Below are 16,964 nucleotides of genomic sequence, written 5' to 3' on the forward strand. Positions count from 1 at the left end.
AGTCTTGGCTCTGGAAAGGCATACGCCACCCTCCTTCGGAGGGTGGCGTTTTCGTGCCCGAGTCACGCGGCTCGTCGCCCGCGGCTGGCGCGCAGCGCCTACTCCCCCGGCTGCCAGCCGTTGACGATGGGGTAGCGACGGTCGCGACCGAAACCGCGCGGAGTAACGCGCACCCCCACTGCCGCCTGACGGCGCTTGTACTCATTGCGATCGACCAGCCGGACCACACGATAGACGTCCTCGCGCTCGAAGCCGGCATCGATGATCGCCTCGGCGCTCATGTCGCCTTCGATATAGCGCACTAGGATGGCATCGAGCACCTCATAGTCGGGCAGCGAGTCGGTGTCTTTCTGATCCGGGGCGAGCTCGGCGGAAGGCGGACGCTCGATGACCCGCTCGGGAATGGCGAGCCCCTGGGTATTGCGCCAGCGCGCCAGCCGATAGACCCAAGTCTTGTAGACGTCCTTGATGGCATTATAACCGCCCACCATATCACCATAGAGGGTGGCATAGCCCACCGCCATCTCGCTCTTGTTGCCGGTGGAGAGCACCATCAATCCCTTCTTGTTGGAGATGGCCATCAGCAGCACCCCACGGCAGCGCGACTGCAGGTTCTCCTCGGTAGTATCGCGCGCGGTCCCGGCAAAAGTATCGGATAGGGTCTCCATGAACGCTTCGACCATCGGTTCGATGGGAAGAACCCGATAGTGCACGCCGAGCAGCTTCGCCTGCTCGGCGGCGTCCTGCCTGGAGATATCGGCGGTATAATGGTACGGCATCATCACCGCCTGAACTCGCTGGGGTCCCAGGGCATCCACGGCGATGGCCAACGACAGCGCCGAGTCGATACCGCCGGAAAGCCCCAGCACCACTCCCTCGAAGCCGCTCTTGTTGACGTAATCGCGCAGCCCGGTGACCAGCGCGCAGTAGAGGCTCTCCTCCGGGTCCACGGAAGGTTCGATCTCGCCTTCGCGGGGCACCCAGCGACCCGCTTCGCGCACGAACTGCACCGGCATCAGACCCGCCTGCCAGTAGGGGGCCAGCACGCGCAACTCGCCGCTGGCGTCTACGCAAGCCGAGCCGCCGTCGAAGACCAGCTCATCCTGACCGCCGATGGTGTTGACGTAGACCACCGGGCGCTCGACCTCAGCGGCTCGCTGCTCGAGCAGGCGCAGCCGCTCGGATGGCTTGTCCTGATGGTAGGGCGAAGCGTTGAGCGTTATCAGAACATCGGCTCCCGCCTCGCAGGCAGCGTGAACCGGCGTTCCGTCCCACAAGTCCTCGCAGATCAACAACCCGAGCTTCACGCCCTTATGCTCGAGTACCAGACTTCGAGCGCCGATGGCAAAATAGCGCCGCTCGTCGAAGACCTGATAGTTGGGCAGCGCCTGCTTGGCGTATTCATCCAGCCACTCGCCGTTGTACAGCGCCCCGGCTAGGTTGTACCCCTGACCTTCCCGGCGCCCCGGATAGCCGATGATGACCAGCACATCGCGCGCTACCTTGGCTGCCATGCGCGCCCGCGCCTCACGCAGGCGCGTCTCCATCGACGGACGCAGCAACAGATCTTCCGGCGGATAGCCGCTCAGGAACAGCTCCGGAAACACCACCACGTCGGCGCCATGCTCGATGCGCGCCTCACGCACCGCCTCGATGGCCCGTTCGGCATTGCCGGGAATGTCCCCCACCAGGGGATCCAGCTGTGCCATTACTAGCGTCAAGTCTTGCATGGGCGTAGAAATCTCTCGAGAATCCAGTGTACCGCCATTGTCCCGCAAGGGCGCCCGGCTGGCAAAGCCGCTCGCCCCTCCTTGGGAGTCGCAAAAGGATGAACCTGTTGCTCATTCGTTTGATCATCTTCGCTGTGCTGTTCCTGGCAGGCCTCAAGCTCTATCGGCTGTATCGCGAATGGAAGCTGGAGCAGGAACAGCACGATGACTTGCCGGAGGGCGGAAAAATGGTGCGCTGTGCCTGGTGCCAGGTGCATGTGCCAGAGGACGAAGCCCTGCGCGACAAACCGACGGCAGCATGGTTCTGCTGTAGCGCTCACCGCGACCGTTTCCTGCAGGAGCACGACCCAGAAGCCTGATTGCCGCCCATGACGGTCATCTCGCAACCTTCATGGCGTCGTTCGCTTACACAAGCCTGACCGAGCTCGACTAGAGTGACAGCCCAGTGACGAGGGACTGCACTCCAGGAGGGCTCGATGCGCCATGCCCCGCCACCCCAGGGCCATACGAGTACACGACGTCTGCCGTGCCACCGCACGGCACTCGGCTTCACGCTCATCGAACTGGTGGTCGCACTCGCCGTGATGGCGATTCTGGCCACCTGGGCAGTGCCCGGCTTCCAGGCCCAGGCAGCCCGTCAAGAGGTCACCTCCGACGTCATGCGCCTCAAGACGGCGCTGGCCATGGCGCGCAATGCGGCCATCACGCGGCGCACGCCTGTCGTGGTCTGCCCGCTGGATGGCAACACCTCCGCCACATGCAGCAACGGCAACGACTGGACCCGCCCCCTGCTGATCAAGCCATGGAACGATGCGGATGCACCCGCGCTGCGGATACTCGCCGATGGCGAGGTAGACTCGATCACCTACCGTGAGGACCGCCCCGTCCGCTTCACGGCACTGGGCCGTGCCAGCGGCTACAACGGCACCTTCCGCATCTGCGGCCGACGCGGCAACGCCGCACGCGTCATCGTCAGCAACTTCGGGCGTGTCCGAGTGGAAAGCGGCGCGGATTGCTGAAAGACTCTCCGGCGACACCCGTCTTCCATCGGAGCGTCTGCATGCAGCAACCCATCGTCGGCTATCACCGCGACGCAGAGAACCACTGGGTCGCCGAACTCGCCTGCGGCCACAACCAGCACGTGCGCCACCAGCCGCCCTGGGTCGAGCGGCCCTGGGTCACCACGCCTGCCGGAAGACGGCGCATGCTCGGTTTCGAACTCGCCTGCAAGAAGTGCGACGAGGGCGCCCCGCCCGACAACCCACCCCCCACCTGAACGCCGTCGCGGCTCGCTTCAGGTGCCTACCGGAAGACCGACGAACGCCACCCTCGCCTGCCTGCCTATCCCTTGGGGCCCAGCAGCAGCCAGACGATCAGCCCGACGACCGGGAAGATCAGCAGAATCAAGATCCACAGCAGCTTGCTGATCGGACCGGCGCCACTCTTGGCCACCTTGACGACGGCCCAGATGACGATGATCAGCCAGATCAGCCCCAGTAGTCCGCCCACTTCGAGTCCCATAGCAGTCATGCTCCTTGCGTGTCGGTCAGGGTACCCAAGCAGCATAGCCGTCTCTCAGGTCAGCGTCATGCCCACCTCGGGCCACCACCAGTCGGGCAGCCGCTCGCGCACGCCAGGCTGAGCGAAGCGGTCGTCCATCAGCACCACCACGCCCTCATCCGCCGGACCGCGAATCACCCGCCCCGCGGCCTGCACCACCTTGAGCAACCCAGGAATACGGTACGCATAATCGTCGCCGCAGCCGAAGCGGGTCGCCAGGCGCGCCTTGAGCGCCTCGTTGAAGGGATCGGCAGGCGGAAGCCCCAGGGTGGCGATGAAGGCGCCCACCAGCCGTTCGCCGGGCAGGTCGATGCCCTCGCCGAAGGCTCCGCCCAGTACGGCGAAGCCGATCCCCTCGCCGCCGAACCGAAAGCGCGACAAAAAGCCCTCGCGATCGCGCTCCGCCATGCCACGCGTCTGCGCCCAGGCAGGGATCGCGGGATGCTCGACGGTGAAGCGCTCATATACCATCGCCAAATAGGCGAAGCTGCTGAAGAAGGCCAGGTAGTTGCCGGGGCGACGTCGAAACTGGCCCACCATCTCGGCGACGATGGGGGCCACGGAGGCAGGCCGGTCGGCGATGCGTGTCGAGATATCGGCGCGAATGCGCACTTCGAGCTGTTCGGCCGTGAACGGTGTAGACACGGCCTGGCATACCGTGCCGTCCGGTAGCCCCAGCAGGTCACGGTGGTAGCCAGGCGGGCTCAACGTCGCGGAAAAAAGCACGCCAGCGTGGGCCGTGGCAAAACGCGGCGCCAGGAAATCGGCCGGCACCAGGTTGCGGATGCCGAGCACGGCGCGGCCACGTCCGTGGCGGGCAAGGTCGCACAGCGAGTGGGCGCCGAAAGTCTCGGCCAGGCGAGAGAAGGCCAGCGCCTCGAAGAGCAGCTCCTGCAGCTCGGCGCTGGCGTCTTCCGGGTGCTCGCCCAGATGGTCGGTGATGGCGGCCGCCATGCCCTGCAAGGCGCCAGCCATTCCCTCGGGAAGACCGTCCAGCACCCGGTAAGCGGCCCCTCCCGGCCCACCGGCGTCGCTCATCCCTGCGTCGCTTACCAGGGTCTGCCACTGCCGTGCCAGGCGCCCGAGTGGGCGTTTCAGAGCCGCCGGTGCGGCAGCTCGCAGGCGGCCGAGGCGTCGCTGATCGAGCTCGGCACTGTACATGCCGCGTCCGCGCGCCACCAGATTGTGCGCCTCGTCCACCAGCAAGCCGACCCGCCAGCCATTCTCGCGCGCCAGACCGTGCAGCAGAGCGCTGGCGTCGAACCAGTGGTTGACGTCGCCGACGACGACATCGCACCAGCGGGCCAGCTCCTGGCCAAGGTAGTAGGGACAGACCCGGTGTTCGAGCGCCACCTCACGCAGGTCGTCGCGGTTTAGCCACCCCCGCGCCACGGCCGCCGACCGCGCCGCCGGCAAACGGTCGTAGAAGCCGGCGGCCAGCGGACAGGCCTCGCCGTGGCAAGCCCTGTCGGGATGTTCGCAGGCCTTGTCGCGTGCAGTCAGCTCCAGCACGCGCAGCGGCACGCTGCGAGAGGCTGGCTGGGCTGCCGGCCCCGCCCCCAGAGTCTCCAGCGCCTCCAGCGCCAGGCGACGGCCCGGCGTCTTCATGGTGAGAAAGGCCAGGCAGTCGAGACTCTGGCGCGGCATCGCAGCGAGCAGAGGGAAGAGCGTGCCCAGCGTCTTGCCGATACCGGTGGGCGCCTGGGCCAGCAGGCAGCGCCCGGTGGCGGCGGCCTTGTAGACGGCCTCGGCGAGATCGCGCTGCCCGGGGCGGAACTCCCCATGGGGAAAGTCCAGCTCGCGCAACGAGGCATCGCGCTCCTGTCGGTGCGCGGCCTCCTGCTCGGCCCAGGCCAGGAAGCGCTCGCACTGGTCCACGAAGAACGCCTGCAGCTCACTCGCCCGGGCCGCCTCGCTGAGCCACGTCTCGCGGCCGCTCGCCACGTCGAGATAGACCAGCACCAGCTCCACCGTATCCAGACCGCGCTCGGCGCATAGCAATGCCCCGTAGACCTTTAGCTGTGCCCAGTGCAGGGCACGCTGATTGTCGGCCATTCGTTCTGGGCTCCCACGGTGCGTCTTGATCTCTTCCAGCCGATTGGCCGTGGCATCGTAGCCGTCGGCGCGACCGCTCACCACCAACCCCCGGTGGCAACCGGCGAGCGGTACTTCGCTCCGGTAACCGGCCCCGCGCCGTGCCGCCACTCGCGCATGCCCCGCGATGCCCTCGCGCGCACTGGGTGCCGGCGTGAAACGATGATCGAGATCGCCCGTGCGGGCCGTGAAAGCGCACAGGGAGCGCACCGCCACGCGATAGAGAGCCTCGCTCACGACGCCTCCCGCCAGCGCACGTGGCAAACGGCTGCCGGGATGCCCTGGGTGCAGAAGAAGCTCAGCCAGCGTCTTTGATTGTCCTGCAGGCGGTCGCCAGGGCCTTTCACTTCGATCAGCCGATAGCGCGGCTCACCCGCCGCTGCCGCGGGATGGAACTGGATCAGGTCGGGAAGACCGGCGCGATTGGCCTTGAGGTCGCCGAGCAGGCGCTCGAAGCAGGCGCGCAGGTGAGCGGCGGGCAGACAGGCCAGGGCGAGGTCGATGAGCGCCTCGTCGAGCGTTTCCCAGTGCACGAAGGGCGAGGCGAGGCCCTGCTTCTCGCGCCAGGTAGCGCGAATCGACGCCGCATGACTGCCGTCGTCGAGCCGCGCCAGGCAGGCCGCGAAGCGCTCGCGGCGTCGAGTCACGAAATCCTCCCGATAGAGATCCGCCGGGGCGACGTGAAAAGGATGGAAGAAGGCTCCGGGCAGGGGCGTGAACAGCGCCTCCCAGCACAGCAGCCCGAACAGGCCGGTGATCAGCGCATTCTCCACGTAATACACCGGGGCAGCGTCGCGATGCAGGTGGGCCGCCGCTGCCCATTCCACGCCCAGCGGTGCCGCCTCGGGGTCGAGCTCCAGCGTGAAGCGCTCGGTCACCGGCTCGGGCGGGCGGGGCGCCACGGGAGCGCCAAGCCGGCGTGCCAGCCGCGGCAACAGTCGGTCGAGGGCCTGGGTTTCCGCTTCTCCGCGTCCCTGTCTGTCCTGCGCCAGCGGCCGAGCCAGCGCCAGCGCCTCGGCATGGCGTCCTTCGCGCTCCAGAAGGCGCAGCCGACGAATGCGCGCCTCGCTGCTCGCCCCCTTCTCCCAGCCGGCCTCTGCATAGAGCGATAGTGCCAGCTCGGCTTCGCCGTCACGCTCGGCCTGACGCCCCAGCGCCAGACGCAAGCGATCGCGACGCGCCGCCAGCCAGGCGTTGTCCGCCGGCACCCCAGGCAGCTCTGCCCTCAGCTCGGCGACGGACTCATCGGCATCGAGCCGTTCGCGCAGACCGTGCAGGGCCAGGTAGGCGTCCACCTCCTGGCGGCAGCGGAAGGCCCGGGAGTCGTCCGTGAACGGCACCGACTCGAAGCGCTGCACGCCCAGCTCGGCCAGCACGAACTCCGCCCAGTCCTGGCGCAGATTGCCGAAGAACATCAGGCGTAGTCGATCACAGGTCGGCCTGACCTTGAGACGCACGATGCCATCCGGCGCTTCAGGCCACCAGTCGGCAAGGCGCCGAGAGTCATCGAGCCGCGGTGCCAGTGCCGCATGCAGTGCCGATTTGGAAGCCCCACGCACCAACCCAGCCGCGGCGATCTCGCCGGCCAGGGCCCGGCGCAGCTCGGGCAGACGCAGTTGGGCGAAGAGGGTGGCAACATCCAGAGCAGGGTCGGCGTCGACGAAGTCGGCCTCGACCAGCGGCGCCAGCGCCGCCTCGGTGTCGCCAAGCTCGGCATAGACGAGCCGCGAGGTCCGAAAGTGCTCGCCTCGGCGCATCACCATGCGCACCAGCAGCGCCTGTGACGCCTCGGGCAGCGCCGCGAAGGCATCGAGAAACGCGCGTTCCGGGACGGCGAGCAGGTCCGAATGGCGCTCGGCCACCCACTCGAGCACGAAGCGGAAGTTCGCCAGGTAGTAGCGCGGGTCATCCAGTGGCGCGGTCACCGCCCTGGCAGAGATACTGGCCATGCATCCATGGTATCAGGCACCAACGGCAGACGGCAGTGGCAATGCCTAGAAGAGACAGCTTCGGCCTCAAGGGGACTCGGCGGGACGCAGCACCATGCGCGAGTTGCGGATCTCGATATCGAAACGGTTCAGGAAGCTCATGCCCATGAGGGCGACGTCGCCCTCCATGCCCGGGCTGATGGAGCCGCGCACGTCATTGGCGGAAAAACCGCCCAGACTCACCTCGTCGAGGGTGGTCAGCTCACCGCGCACTCGCCCGTTGGCGGTGTTGAACCAGGCCGAACCGGACGCCTCCAGTCCCAGCCGCTCGGCCAACTTGGCCGGCACCGCCACATAGGTGGCACCGGTATCGAGCAGAAACTCCACCGGCTCGCCGTTGATCCGCCCGGTCGCCATGAAGTGCCCGGAATGGCTGCGCTCCAGGGTGATCGGCGTATCGTTCCCCTCCACCGCATCGACGAGATGGGCGTTGGGGTTGCGCTGCGCCGCCAGAAAGCCATGAAACCACCAGGAGCCCACGGCGATGAACAGCAGCCAGAACAGCAGCATCATGCCCAACCCGGCGCGACGCACGGATTTCTCGTCATCCATGGAAACCTCCCGGCCATAGCCGCCTGTCGCTTCCGGTCAGTATGGACCAGATCGTCCCGGTTCCGCTGCCCTGTCGCCGTTGCGTGCCTGCCAGTCGCGCGCCGCCTGCTGACCACGCGCCTGATCCACGCAAAGACACACCAGGATGGCGACGATGAACAGCCCGGCGCATAGCAGGATGGACGCCTGCAGCCCCACCAGCGACTGCAGCAACCCCAGCCCGATGATGCCGATCACCCCGGCGAGCTTGTTGGCCAGGCCCCAGAAACCGAAGAATTCGGCAGCCTTGCGGCTCGGCGAGAACAGCCCCACCAGGGCGCGGCTGGCCGACTGGCTGGAACCCAGCGACAACCCCGCCAGGCAACCCACCACCAGAAACAGGTGCTGGGCCTGCCAGTCGAGGCCGAGGCTGGCATTGAGCCAGGCGGTCAGTTCCGGGGTCGCCCAGATGGCCAGGATCGCCACCACCCAGAGCGAGAGTGTGATGAGGTACGTGAACTTGGTGCCGATGCGGTCCTGGATGAAGCCGAAACCCAGGGCGCCGGCCGCTGCGGTGATCTGCACGATGATGAACATGATATTGCGGACCGACTCGTCCCAGCCGATCACCTGGGCGCCATAGATGAAAGCGAAGGCGATGATGATGTAGACCCCGGCCATGGAGAACAGCAGCGAGACCAGGAAGATGCCGAGGTCGCGGAAGCGCCGCAGCTCATGCAGGGTCGTCGCGACGCGTTCCAGGGCGATCTCGCGATAGGGCTTGCCGGGCGGCTGGGGCGTGCCGCGCTCCTTCACCCACAGGAAGGTGGGAATGGCGGTGATCAGAAAGAAGCCCGCCGCGAAGGGGCCCACCCAACGGATGCGCTCGAAGTTATCGGCGGTCGCCTCGCCCAGCACCACCAAGGTGAAGCCTGCGGCGAAGAGCCCGCCAACGTAGCCCAGCGCCCAGCCGAAGCCGGAGATCTTGCCCAGGTCTTCCGGTGGGCCGAGATCCGGCAGGAAGGCGGCGATGAAGGACTCACCCATGGAGTAGGCGTAGTTGGAAACCACGATCAACAGGAGACCCAGCATCACGTAGCCCGGTGCCACGAAGTAGAGCATGGCGGTGGTGGCCACCGTGGCCAGATAGCTGACGAACAGGAAGCGCTTCTTGGCGGCCTGATAATCCATCACCGCCCCGCACAGGGGGCCGGTCACCACCACCAGCAGATAGCTGACCGCCAACGCCAGGCTCCACAGGAAGTTGGCCAAGCGGTAGCCGTCTCCGCGATCGCCGACGATCACCGTGGTGAAGAGCTCACCGAACACCACGGTGATGATCAGCAGGGTATACGCCTGGTTGGCGAAGTCGAACATCGCCCAGCCGAGAATCTCCCTGCGCGAAGCGCGGGGTGTCGTCGGCACGGCAGCGGGGATCGAGTTCATGCGGGACGTCCCTGTGATCGTGACGCCGTCAGACTAGCACCTTCGGCGTACCCGCCACTATCACCGGCCGCTCGAGACGCAAGCCGCCATCTAGCGTTGGCCACCGGGGATGACTTTCCCCATGCCTTCGGCTAGGTTGCTCTCGAGGCCATGTCGCTGACGATAACCGCCATATCCGCAACCCAAGGGGACGCCTTCAGGACGCTCCGCCATAACAATAACGAGATGGACGACAGTGAAGACGAGGGATCTCATGCGCAGAGGACTACTGTGGGTGGCTTGCCTGATGCTGCCCATGACGGCAGCCGCCGAGCTGTCCAGCCTGACGTTCATCACGGAAGAGTACCCTCCCTACAATTATCAGCGCGACGGGCAGCCGGAAGGCATCGCCGTCGAGCTCCTGGAGCGCATCCTCACTCGCACCGATACCCCGCGGGATCGCCACGACATCCAGTTCTACCCATGGGCGCGCGGCTATGATATGGCACTCACCGAGCCCAGCACGGTACTCTTCTCGACGACCCGTACCGAACAGCGCGAACCCCTGTTCCAGTGGGTCGGCCCCATCGCCACCGACCGCGTCTCGTTGATCGCCCGGCGAGATGCCGACATTCAACTCGACGACCTCGAGGCACTGATCGATAGCGACTACCGCGTGGCGGTGATTCGCGAAGACATCGGTGCCCAGCGCCTGCACGAGGCGGGCGTTCCCGATTCGCGCATCCAGGTCGCCATGTCCAATGACAGCGCCCTGCACATGCTCGAACGTGGCCGTGTCGACCTCTGGGCCTATGGCGAGGACGTCGCCTTCTGGATGATGGAGCAAAAAGGGCTGTCCCAGAGCGACTTCGAGGCGATCCTGCCGATCAGCGAATCCGACCTCTACTTCGCGCTGCACCGGGATACCGATCCCTCCCTGGTGGCCACCCTGCAGAACGCCCTGGACCGGCTGCGTGCCGACAGTCGCCCGGCCACGTCCAGTGAGCGTCGGGTGACGTTCAACACCGAAGAGTACCCTCCCTTCAACTTTCTCAATGCGGATGGAGAGATCGACGGCACCGCCACCCGGCTACTGCAAACGGCGCTCGACGAAGCCGGTCTCACGGCCAATTTCCGCCTGCTGCCTTGGGCCCGTGCCTATACCGAAGCGCGCCTGCGTGACAATCACTGCGTCTACGCCACCACGCGCACCCCGAGCCGCGAAGCGCACTTCACCTGGACCGGCCCGCTGGCCATCAACGAGTGGGCCGCCTTCGCCCTGGCCGACAGCGACCTCGAGGCCCGCGAACTCGGGGATCTGGCCGACCGGCGGGTCGGCAGCTTCCGCGAGGATGCCGTTGGCCAGTACGCCGAGGAGCAAGGCATCCCCGTGCTGCTCACTGCAACGGAGCGCGACAACATCGCTCGCCTGCAGGCCGGCGTGATCGACGCCTGGGTCACCGGGTCGCAAACCGCACGACAACTGGCTCGAGAGGCCGGCGTGGAGCTGAAACGACTCTTCTCGTTTCGCCAGGAAGCCCTCTACCTTGCCTGCCACCCCTCCCTGCCGGACGGCTACCTATCCAAGCTGCAAGCCGCACTGGAGCAGTTGACTGAAAGTGGACGCGCCGACGCTTTGCGCCACCGGGTGCTCGAACGGCTGGAGGGCGACACATGAAATCCGCGCCGCCCGTGCCGAGACGTCGCAGTCTCAACGGCAAGCAGGCCATCCTGACGTTGCTCATCGCCGGCTTGCTGAGTCTGGTCGCCGGCAGCATCGAGCTGGCCCGTGACGCCGCCACGATGCGCGACGAAGTGCAGAGCCGGACCGACCACCTGCTGGCACTGATCGACGGCACCGCCGCCGAGGCAGCGTTCCAGCTCAACCCCGACCTGGCCAGGCAGGTGGCCGATGGCCTCTTCGTCGGCGACCGCGTGGCGCAAGTATCGCTGCGTGACGACTTCGGGCGTACCATGGCCAGTCGCCAACGCATTGGCGACGATTCGGCCAACTGGCTGGTCACGCTGCTATTCGATGACATCCTGCACTATCGCCGCACGCTCGTTTACGAACCCGGCCAGGGGGCACCGACAACCCAGGTCGGCGAGATCGAACTCACCCTGGCCCTCGACAGCCTGGGCCGCGACTTCATGAACCGCAGCCTGCTGGTCTTCTCGCTCAGCGTGGTCAAGGCGTTGGCGATTGCTGCGCTGATGGTCGTGGCATTCCATGCGTTCATCACCCGCCCGTTGCTGCGCGTACATGCCGCCATCATCGACACCGACCCGCGTCGTCCCGGCGCCTGGCCCAAGCCGCGCCTGGGGCACCACGCCGACGACGAGCTGGGCCACCTGGTAGTGGGCCTCGACCGGCTGCTCAGGGCCTTCCAGAATGGCCTCGACCAGCGTGATCAACTACACCAGATTTCCACCCTGGATGGCTTGACCGGCATCGCCAACCGTCGACGCTTCGACGAATTCCTGCCGGATGCCTGGCAGCGCGCCCGGCGCTCGCGCCAGCCGCTGTCGCTGATCTTCATCGACATCGACAATTTCAAGCAATTCAACGATCACTACGGGCACGTGATCGGCGACGATACGCTGCGCGCGGTGGCCAGCGCCCTTTCGAATACCGTGACCCGCGCGACCGACCTGGTGGCACGCTACGGCGGCGAAGAGTTCGTCTGCGTGCTCGCCGACACGGATAGGGAAGGCGCGCGTGCCGTGGCCGGCCGTCTACGCGATGCCATTCTCGAGCTGGCCATCCCGCACGCCGGTTCGCCGCATGCCGAACGCGTCACGGCCAGTTTCGGGATCGCCTCGGCACATCCCGGCAAGGAGGACGACGTCGGTTTCGAGGCCCTGCTCGAGCGGGCCGACAGTCAGCTATACCGTGCCAAGCACCAGGGCCGCGACCAGATCGTCTGGGAGCCGTGATGGTCTGTCATACCAGGTCGCGCGGGACCGTCTCGTCCCAGGTCCGCGCGTAGATGCGGGTATCGCCCTCCCAGGCATCCAGGGTGGCCCGGATGCGGAAGTTCTCCGCATCGCTGGTCAGCAGGGTTCGGGTCAGGGTGTGCACCACCCAATCGCCGCGCTGGAAGCTGCGCTGCCACTCGGTCCAGCCGCTGACGCTGTCGTAGCTGCCATAGGCATAACGGTAGCGCTCGGTCACCTTGGCGGCGATGGTCAGGTCAATGTCGTCGATGCAGTAGCTCCCCTCGTCGTGGATCACCTCCAGCAGCGTCTCGTCATGGGCCAGGTCGCGGATCACCCGCCAGGTCTCCTGGGTCGGCTGCAACAGCGTCTTGGCCAACGGCGGCGCACCCTCCGGTTCGGCGAAGGCCGCCAGCCTTGCCTCTTCCTCGGGCCGCGGCGGCCGGCACGGCAGTACCAGGCGGCTTGCCGCCGGCCACAGTGTCAATCGCACCGGATGCGGCGCCGGCCAGGCCAGCGGCCAGTAACTGGTGGAGAGCGACAGGCGAAACGCATGCCCAACGGGAAACTGCTGGGCAATGTGCTTGAGCGGAACCCGCACCCGATAGCGCTTGCCCGGCTCCAGCGGTTCGGGGTGTTCATCGCTATCGCGGTGGGTCAGGTTGAGAAGACCGTAGGACACCCGCGTGGCCTTGTCGTCTGCGCCGATATCGACGAGTCGCAGCGCCACCATGGCCACCGGCTGGTCGGCGGCGAGCTCGAGCTCCACCACCGGTGCTCCGCAAATCTCCAACGGTGCATCGAGCCGCTCGCTCTGGAAGATCAGCGAGCCGCCATCCTCGTCGCGCTGGTCATGGGGCAGGTCCGGCGGGGCATTGTAGGAGCACCACTTGCCGGCATAGAGCCCCACCGAGAGCGGCGAACGAATGTCCAGGGTGGCATCGCCGTCGCCCACCTCGGTTTCGGCATCGCCCGCAGCCTCCGGCAGCAGGTCGTGGCCGGCGGTGAGGCGAAAGGCACGGCTCTCGATGTTCGAAGAAGGCCACTCGGGTTCGGTCACCCAGCGTCCCGGTCGCTCCGCATAGCGGGCCGAGGGCGGCACCGACTCCTGCATCCACAGCCGCAGCATGGGTTCGTCCATGATTCCGGTATCGCTGCCCTTGAGCCACTGGTCCCACCAGCGAAGCGACTCCTGCAGGAAGCCGATGGCCGGCCCCGGCTCGCCCAGGTGGGGGTACTTGTGGGCCCAGGGGCCGACCAGCCCCTTGCGCGGCACCTCGAGCCCCGCCAGCAGGCGGAACACCGCATTGCAGTAGCCGTCGGCCCAGCCGCTGATGGCATAGACCGGGCACTGGATGCGCGAGTAGTCCTCGCACACCGAACCGTGCTGCCAGTAGGCGTCGCGGCGCTGGTGAGCCAACCACTGGGCCAGCCACAGGCCGCTGCCATCGAGGCGCTCCAGCCACATGTCGCGCCAGCGCTCCCCCACCAGCTCGGGATCGGGCGGGCAGGCGTTGCCATCGAACATGGTCGAGGCCCAGGAGAGGTTGTCGGCCAGCAGGCAGCCGCCCATGTGGTGGATGTCGTCGGCATAGCGGTCATCGGTGAAGCACAGGGCGATCACCGCCTTGAGCTGGGGCGGACGCAGCGCGGCGATCTGCAGCCCGTTGAAGCCGCCCCAGGAGATGCCCACCATGCCGACGTCGCCGGTGCACCAGGGCTGGGCCTCCAGCCAGGCGAGAACGGCCAGGCCATCCTCGAGCTCGCTGGGCAGGTATTCGTCGGTGAGCAGGCCGTCGGACTCGCCGGTGCCGCGAATGTCGACCCGAACTCCGGCATAGCCGTGGCCCGCCCAGTAAGGGTGCATCTGTACGTCGCGCTCGGCGGTAAGATCGCGCTTGCGGTAGGGCAGGTACTCGAGGATCGCCGGCACGGGATGTATCTCGGCATCCACCGGGCGCCATATCCGTGCGGCCAGTCGGGTACCGTCGGGCAGGGCAATCCAGGTTTCCTCTTCCATGATGCGACGCGGAAAATCCGTGACGATGCGCATGCTCTCTCCTCATCCCTCGATGTCGGTGAACTCGAACGAGAGCCGCGCCGCCAGGCTCTCGTAGTGGGCGTGCAGTTGCTCCACGTCCTCGGCGCCCAGCCACACATAGGCCAGCGCATAGCTGTAGCTGTCCTGCTCGGGCAGCTCGGAGAGGCGCTGTCCGACCGTCACCTGGACATCGATCATGGTGCGCGGGAACTCCGCCTCCAGCACGGCAATCTCTGATGCCGTGGGCACCCGCGTCACCACCGCATCGCGGAAGAAAACCCGATGGAAGAACTTGGCCGCCAGCAGAAAGTCCCCCTCGCGATGCGGCATGTCGGGCCGCTGGCCGAGCGCCAGGTCGACGGTCACCTGCTGGTGGCTCACGCCGTCCACCTTCTCGAAGAGATCACAGTGCGACTGTGAGATGCGGGTATTGATCTCCAGCAGCCAGATATGGTCCAGCACCTCATCCCAGAAGAACTCGACGTTGAAGGCAGCGTCGTCGTAGCCGATATGCGCCATGATCCGCTCGGTGAGCTCGATCATCTTGGCCTGCACCGCCTCGGGCAGACCCGACGGATAGCGGTAGTGATAGAAGCTCAGCACGCCGGGATAGCGCAGCGAATCGACGATGCCATAGCTGACCACCTCGCCCTCGAAGACGTAGCCCTCGACCGTGCACTGCCAGCCGCCGATGATCGCCTCGGCCATGCAGAAATGGCCGTCCACCTCGGCCACCTCGGGGGGCAGTCGAGCATGCTCGAGCACCGTATTGAAGGGGTCGGCGATCAGACCGATCTCGCCACGCAGCTGCTCGATGGCTCGATAGAAGGTTTCCGGACTGTCGATGAGAAAGCCCAGCCGCGAACCAGAGGACTTGATCGGCTTGACGAAGAACGGGAAGTAGAGCCCCGCTTCACTGATGTGGGTCAATGCCTCGTCATCGAAGGGATCGAAAGCGGTGAAGGCGGGGATATGCCCGGCGATCACCTCGCGCTGCACGCGGCGGCTCCAGTACTTATGCTCGCACTTGAGCAGGCTGTCGAGGCTCGTCGAGCGCGTGCCGAAGCGCTCGCAGAGGATCGGCAGCATGGTCGAGACGGGGAAGTCCATGTAGCCGACGATGGCATCGATATGGCCGTCGAACGCCTCGAGCACCCGACTCGCCTCCGCGAGCATGGCGGCGATATCGAACGCTTCAGTATCGTAGACCGCCTCAGGAGCGATCAAGCCATGGAACCGCCAGTGCTCGGTACCGCGCAACCGTGCCAGCCGCTCGCGATTGAAGTCATCCAGCCCCACCACGAAAACGTTCTTGTACTCGCCCATGACTGCCCCCCTTGCGCTGCGCGCACTGCATCGCGCGCTTTACGCAGCATAGTCCAGGGTCAGCGCAGCGATGGTTCAGCGTGGAGGACGATCATCGTCAGCATCGCCCTCGCGTTCGGCCCGGCCATCGTTACCGCGCTGCAAGCGCTCTATCGCCTCGCCACCCTGATGGGCCAGCCCGGCCAGGCGCTCGATCTGGGCATCCAGCTTGGGCAACGCCTCCTGACGATAGCGCGAGAGGTCGTCGATGGCCCCCATGACGTCGCCGAAGGCCTGCTCCAGCACCTCCAGGTCGAGCTGCGCCGAACCGGCGCGGGTCTGTATCTCCACGCCCTGCTGGCGCAGCGAGCGGGCGGTGCCGGCGATCAGCTCCGAGGTGGTCGAGTTGAGCGACTCGACGCGGTCCAACACCAGCCGCTGGTTGGCCAGGGCCAGGGCCACGGCGACCGCCACGGTGAGCGCCGAGACGGTGACGTGGATGGCGCGGTCGACGCCGCGCATGAGTTCGCGGTTGTTGCGGATGATCACTTCCAGGGCCAGCACGCCCTGCTGGCTCACCGCCTGCTGCTGCTGCAGATCGAGGATGCGCTGCCGCAGCGGGAAGAGCAGTTCCTCTTCGAGGAAGGTACGCTGCGCATCGCCCTCGTCACGGCGCTCGATCACCGCAACCAGGCGCCGGTCGATCAGCCGCCCCAGCGCCACCTGGCGCTCTAGCTGGCCGAGGATATCGCGCAGCGCCTGCTGATCGTCGCCCAGCGTGAGGTTGTCGCGATACAGCATGTCACGCCCCGTTTCCAGGTCGGCGATGATCGCATCCAGTGCCTGCTGGGCGTTCTCGAACTTGCGGAAGTAACGCTGCAGGCGACTGCCGGCACCGGGTAGGCGCTCCAGCACGCGATCGAGGCGCCCTTTCTCGAGGCGATGGTGGCGAGGATCGAGCGACTGCATGCGCCCGCGCAGGTCGATCAACGCTTTGGCCACCGGGCCGCCGTCATCGCCCTGATGCGCGAGTTTGCGCAGCGGCGTCTGCAGCATGGCGCTATGGTGGGCGGCCTGCTGCTGCAGTTCGAGGCCCATTTCGTCAACGGCGCGGCGCTGGCGGGCGAGCGTTTCGGCATCCTGCGTATCGGCCAGCACATCCTCGACGAAGCTGTCAGCCAGTGCCGCCAGCTCCGGGTCTTCGCTCTGCGCCGATTCGTCGTCACCCGGCGTCGGTGCCACATCCTCCAGTTCGCTCTCGATCTCCTCCACCGTCGGCAGTGAGAGTGGCGAGCCATTGTCGGATGGCGATTTCATGATGGGCCCCCCTGTCGTCCCGTCCCTCGGTAACCT

Annotated in this window: 14 protein-coding genes; 5 read left to right on the forward strand and 9 right to left on the reverse strand. The window is 66.5% G+C overall.

From position 1 onward, the window contains the following. Window positions 1-98: 98 nt before the first annotated feature. On the reverse strand, window positions 99-1,730 hold the full coding sequence (locus tag GFD32_RS15875) for an NAD+ synthase (RefSeq protein WP_163577581.1): 1,632 nt from the start codon (window positions 1,728-1,730) through the stop codon (window positions 99-101). 98 nt (window positions 1,731-1,828) lie between these two features. Between GFD32_RS15875 and GFD32_RS15880 the strand changes: the two genes are divergently transcribed. The 3 genes from GFD32_RS15880 to GFD32_RS15890 all read left to right on the forward strand — a co-directional run bounded on the left by GFD32_RS15880 (window position 1,829) and on the right by GFD32_RS15890 (window position 3,006). After that, window positions 1,829-2,089 carry a PP0621 family protein gene (locus tag GFD32_RS15880; RefSeq protein WP_163577582.1) on the forward strand — a complete coding sequence of 87 codons (261 nt, stop codon included), beginning with the start codon at window positions 1,829-1,831 and terminating at the stop codon, window positions 2,087-2,089. 117 nt (window positions 2,090-2,206) lie between these two features. Beyond that, window positions 2,207-2,749: a GspH/FimT family pseudopilin gene (locus GFD32_RS15885; protein WP_163577583.1), complete on the forward strand. Its 543-nt coding sequence runs from the start codon at window positions 2,207-2,209 to the stop codon at window positions 2,747-2,749. 41 nt (window positions 2,750-2,790) lie between these two features. Continuing rightward, complete coding sequence (locus tag GFD32_RS15890; RefSeq protein ID WP_163577584.1) at window positions 2,791-3,006, forward strand: DUF3565 domain-containing protein; 216 nt, start codon at window positions 2,791-2,793, stop codon at window positions 3,004-3,006. Window positions 3,007-3,071: 65 nt separating this feature from the next. Here GFD32_RS15890 and GFD32_RS15895 read toward each other — a convergent pair whose 3' ends face one another. The 5 genes from GFD32_RS15895 to GFD32_RS15915 form a co-directional block, all read right to left on the reverse strand. After that, window positions 3,072-3,251, reverse strand: a complete 180-nt coding sequence (locus GFD32_RS15895) for a PLDc N-terminal domain-containing protein (RefSeq protein ID WP_163577759.1) — start codon at window positions 3,249-3,251, stop codon at window positions 3,072-3,074. A 54-nt stretch (window positions 3,252-3,305) separates the two neighbouring features. Further along, complete coding sequence (locus tag GFD32_RS15900) at window positions 3,306-5,621, reverse strand: ATP-dependent DNA helicase (RefSeq protein WP_163577585.1); 2,316 nt, start codon at window positions 5,619-5,621, stop codon at window positions 3,306-3,308. Beyond that, window positions 5,618-7,333, reverse strand: a complete 1,716-nt coding sequence (locus tag GFD32_RS15905) for a VRR-NUC domain-containing protein (RefSeq protein ID WP_163577586.1) — start codon at window positions 7,331-7,333, stop codon at window positions 5,618-5,620. Before GFD32_RS15905 ends, GFD32_RS15900 begins: the two co-directional genes overlap by 4 nt. A gap of 66 nt (window positions 7,334-7,399) precedes the next feature. Continuing rightward, window positions 7,400-7,924: a retropepsin-like aspartic protease family protein gene (locus GFD32_RS15910; RefSeq protein ID WP_163577587.1), complete on the reverse strand. Its 525-nt coding sequence runs from the start codon at window positions 7,922-7,924 to the stop codon at window positions 7,400-7,402. A 36-nt stretch (window positions 7,925-7,960) separates the two neighbouring features. Further along, a complete protein-coding gene (locus GFD32_RS15915; protein WP_163577588.1) occupies window positions 7,961-9,349 on the reverse strand; it encodes an MFS transporter in 1,389 nt (462 codons plus the stop codon). A gap of 253 nt (window positions 9,350-9,602) precedes the next feature. Here GFD32_RS15915 and GFD32_RS19995 point away from each other — a divergent pair, with 253 nt between their 5' ends. Continuing rightward, entirely contained in the window at window positions 9,603-11,006 is a 1,404-nt protein-coding gene (locus tag GFD32_RS19995) for a substrate-binding periplasmic protein (protein WP_240455681.1), read from the forward strand. Continuing rightward, on the forward strand, window positions 11,003-12,265 hold the full coding sequence (locus GFD32_RS15925) for a GGDEF domain-containing protein (RefSeq protein WP_163577589.1): 1,263 nt from the start codon (window positions 11,003-11,005) through the stop codon (window positions 12,263-12,265). Before GFD32_RS19995 ends, GFD32_RS15925 begins: the two co-directional genes overlap by 4 nt. 7 nt (window positions 12,266-12,272) lie before the next feature. On the opposite strand, the gene GFD32_RS15930 is transcribed toward GFD32_RS15925, so the two are convergent. The 3 genes from GFD32_RS15930 to GFD32_RS15940 all read right to left on the reverse strand — a co-directional run bounded on the left by GFD32_RS15930 (window position 12,273) and on the right by GFD32_RS15940 (window position 16,928). After that, window positions 12,273-14,318, reverse strand: a complete 2,046-nt coding sequence (locus tag GFD32_RS15930) for a CocE/NonD family hydrolase (RefSeq protein ID WP_163577590.1) — start codon at window positions 14,316-14,318, stop codon at window positions 12,273-12,275. Between the two features lie 9 nt (window positions 14,319-14,327). Further along, on the reverse strand, window positions 14,328-15,632 hold the full coding sequence (locus GFD32_RS15935; RefSeq protein WP_163577591.1) for an ATP-grasp domain-containing protein: 1,305 nt from the start codon (window positions 15,630-15,632) through the stop codon (window positions 14,328-14,330). A 75-nt stretch (window positions 15,633-15,707) separates the two neighbouring features. Next, on the reverse strand, window positions 15,708-16,928 hold the full coding sequence (locus GFD32_RS15940) for a toxic anion resistance protein (RefSeq protein ID WP_163577592.1): 1,221 nt from the start codon (window positions 16,926-16,928) through the stop codon (window positions 15,708-15,710). Window positions 16,929-16,964 lie beyond the last annotated feature (36 nt).

The organism is Halomonas faecis, from assembly GCF_010993975.1.
GTDB lineage: Bacteria > Pseudomonadota > Gammaproteobacteria > Pseudomonadales > Halomonadaceae > Halomonas > Halomonas faecis.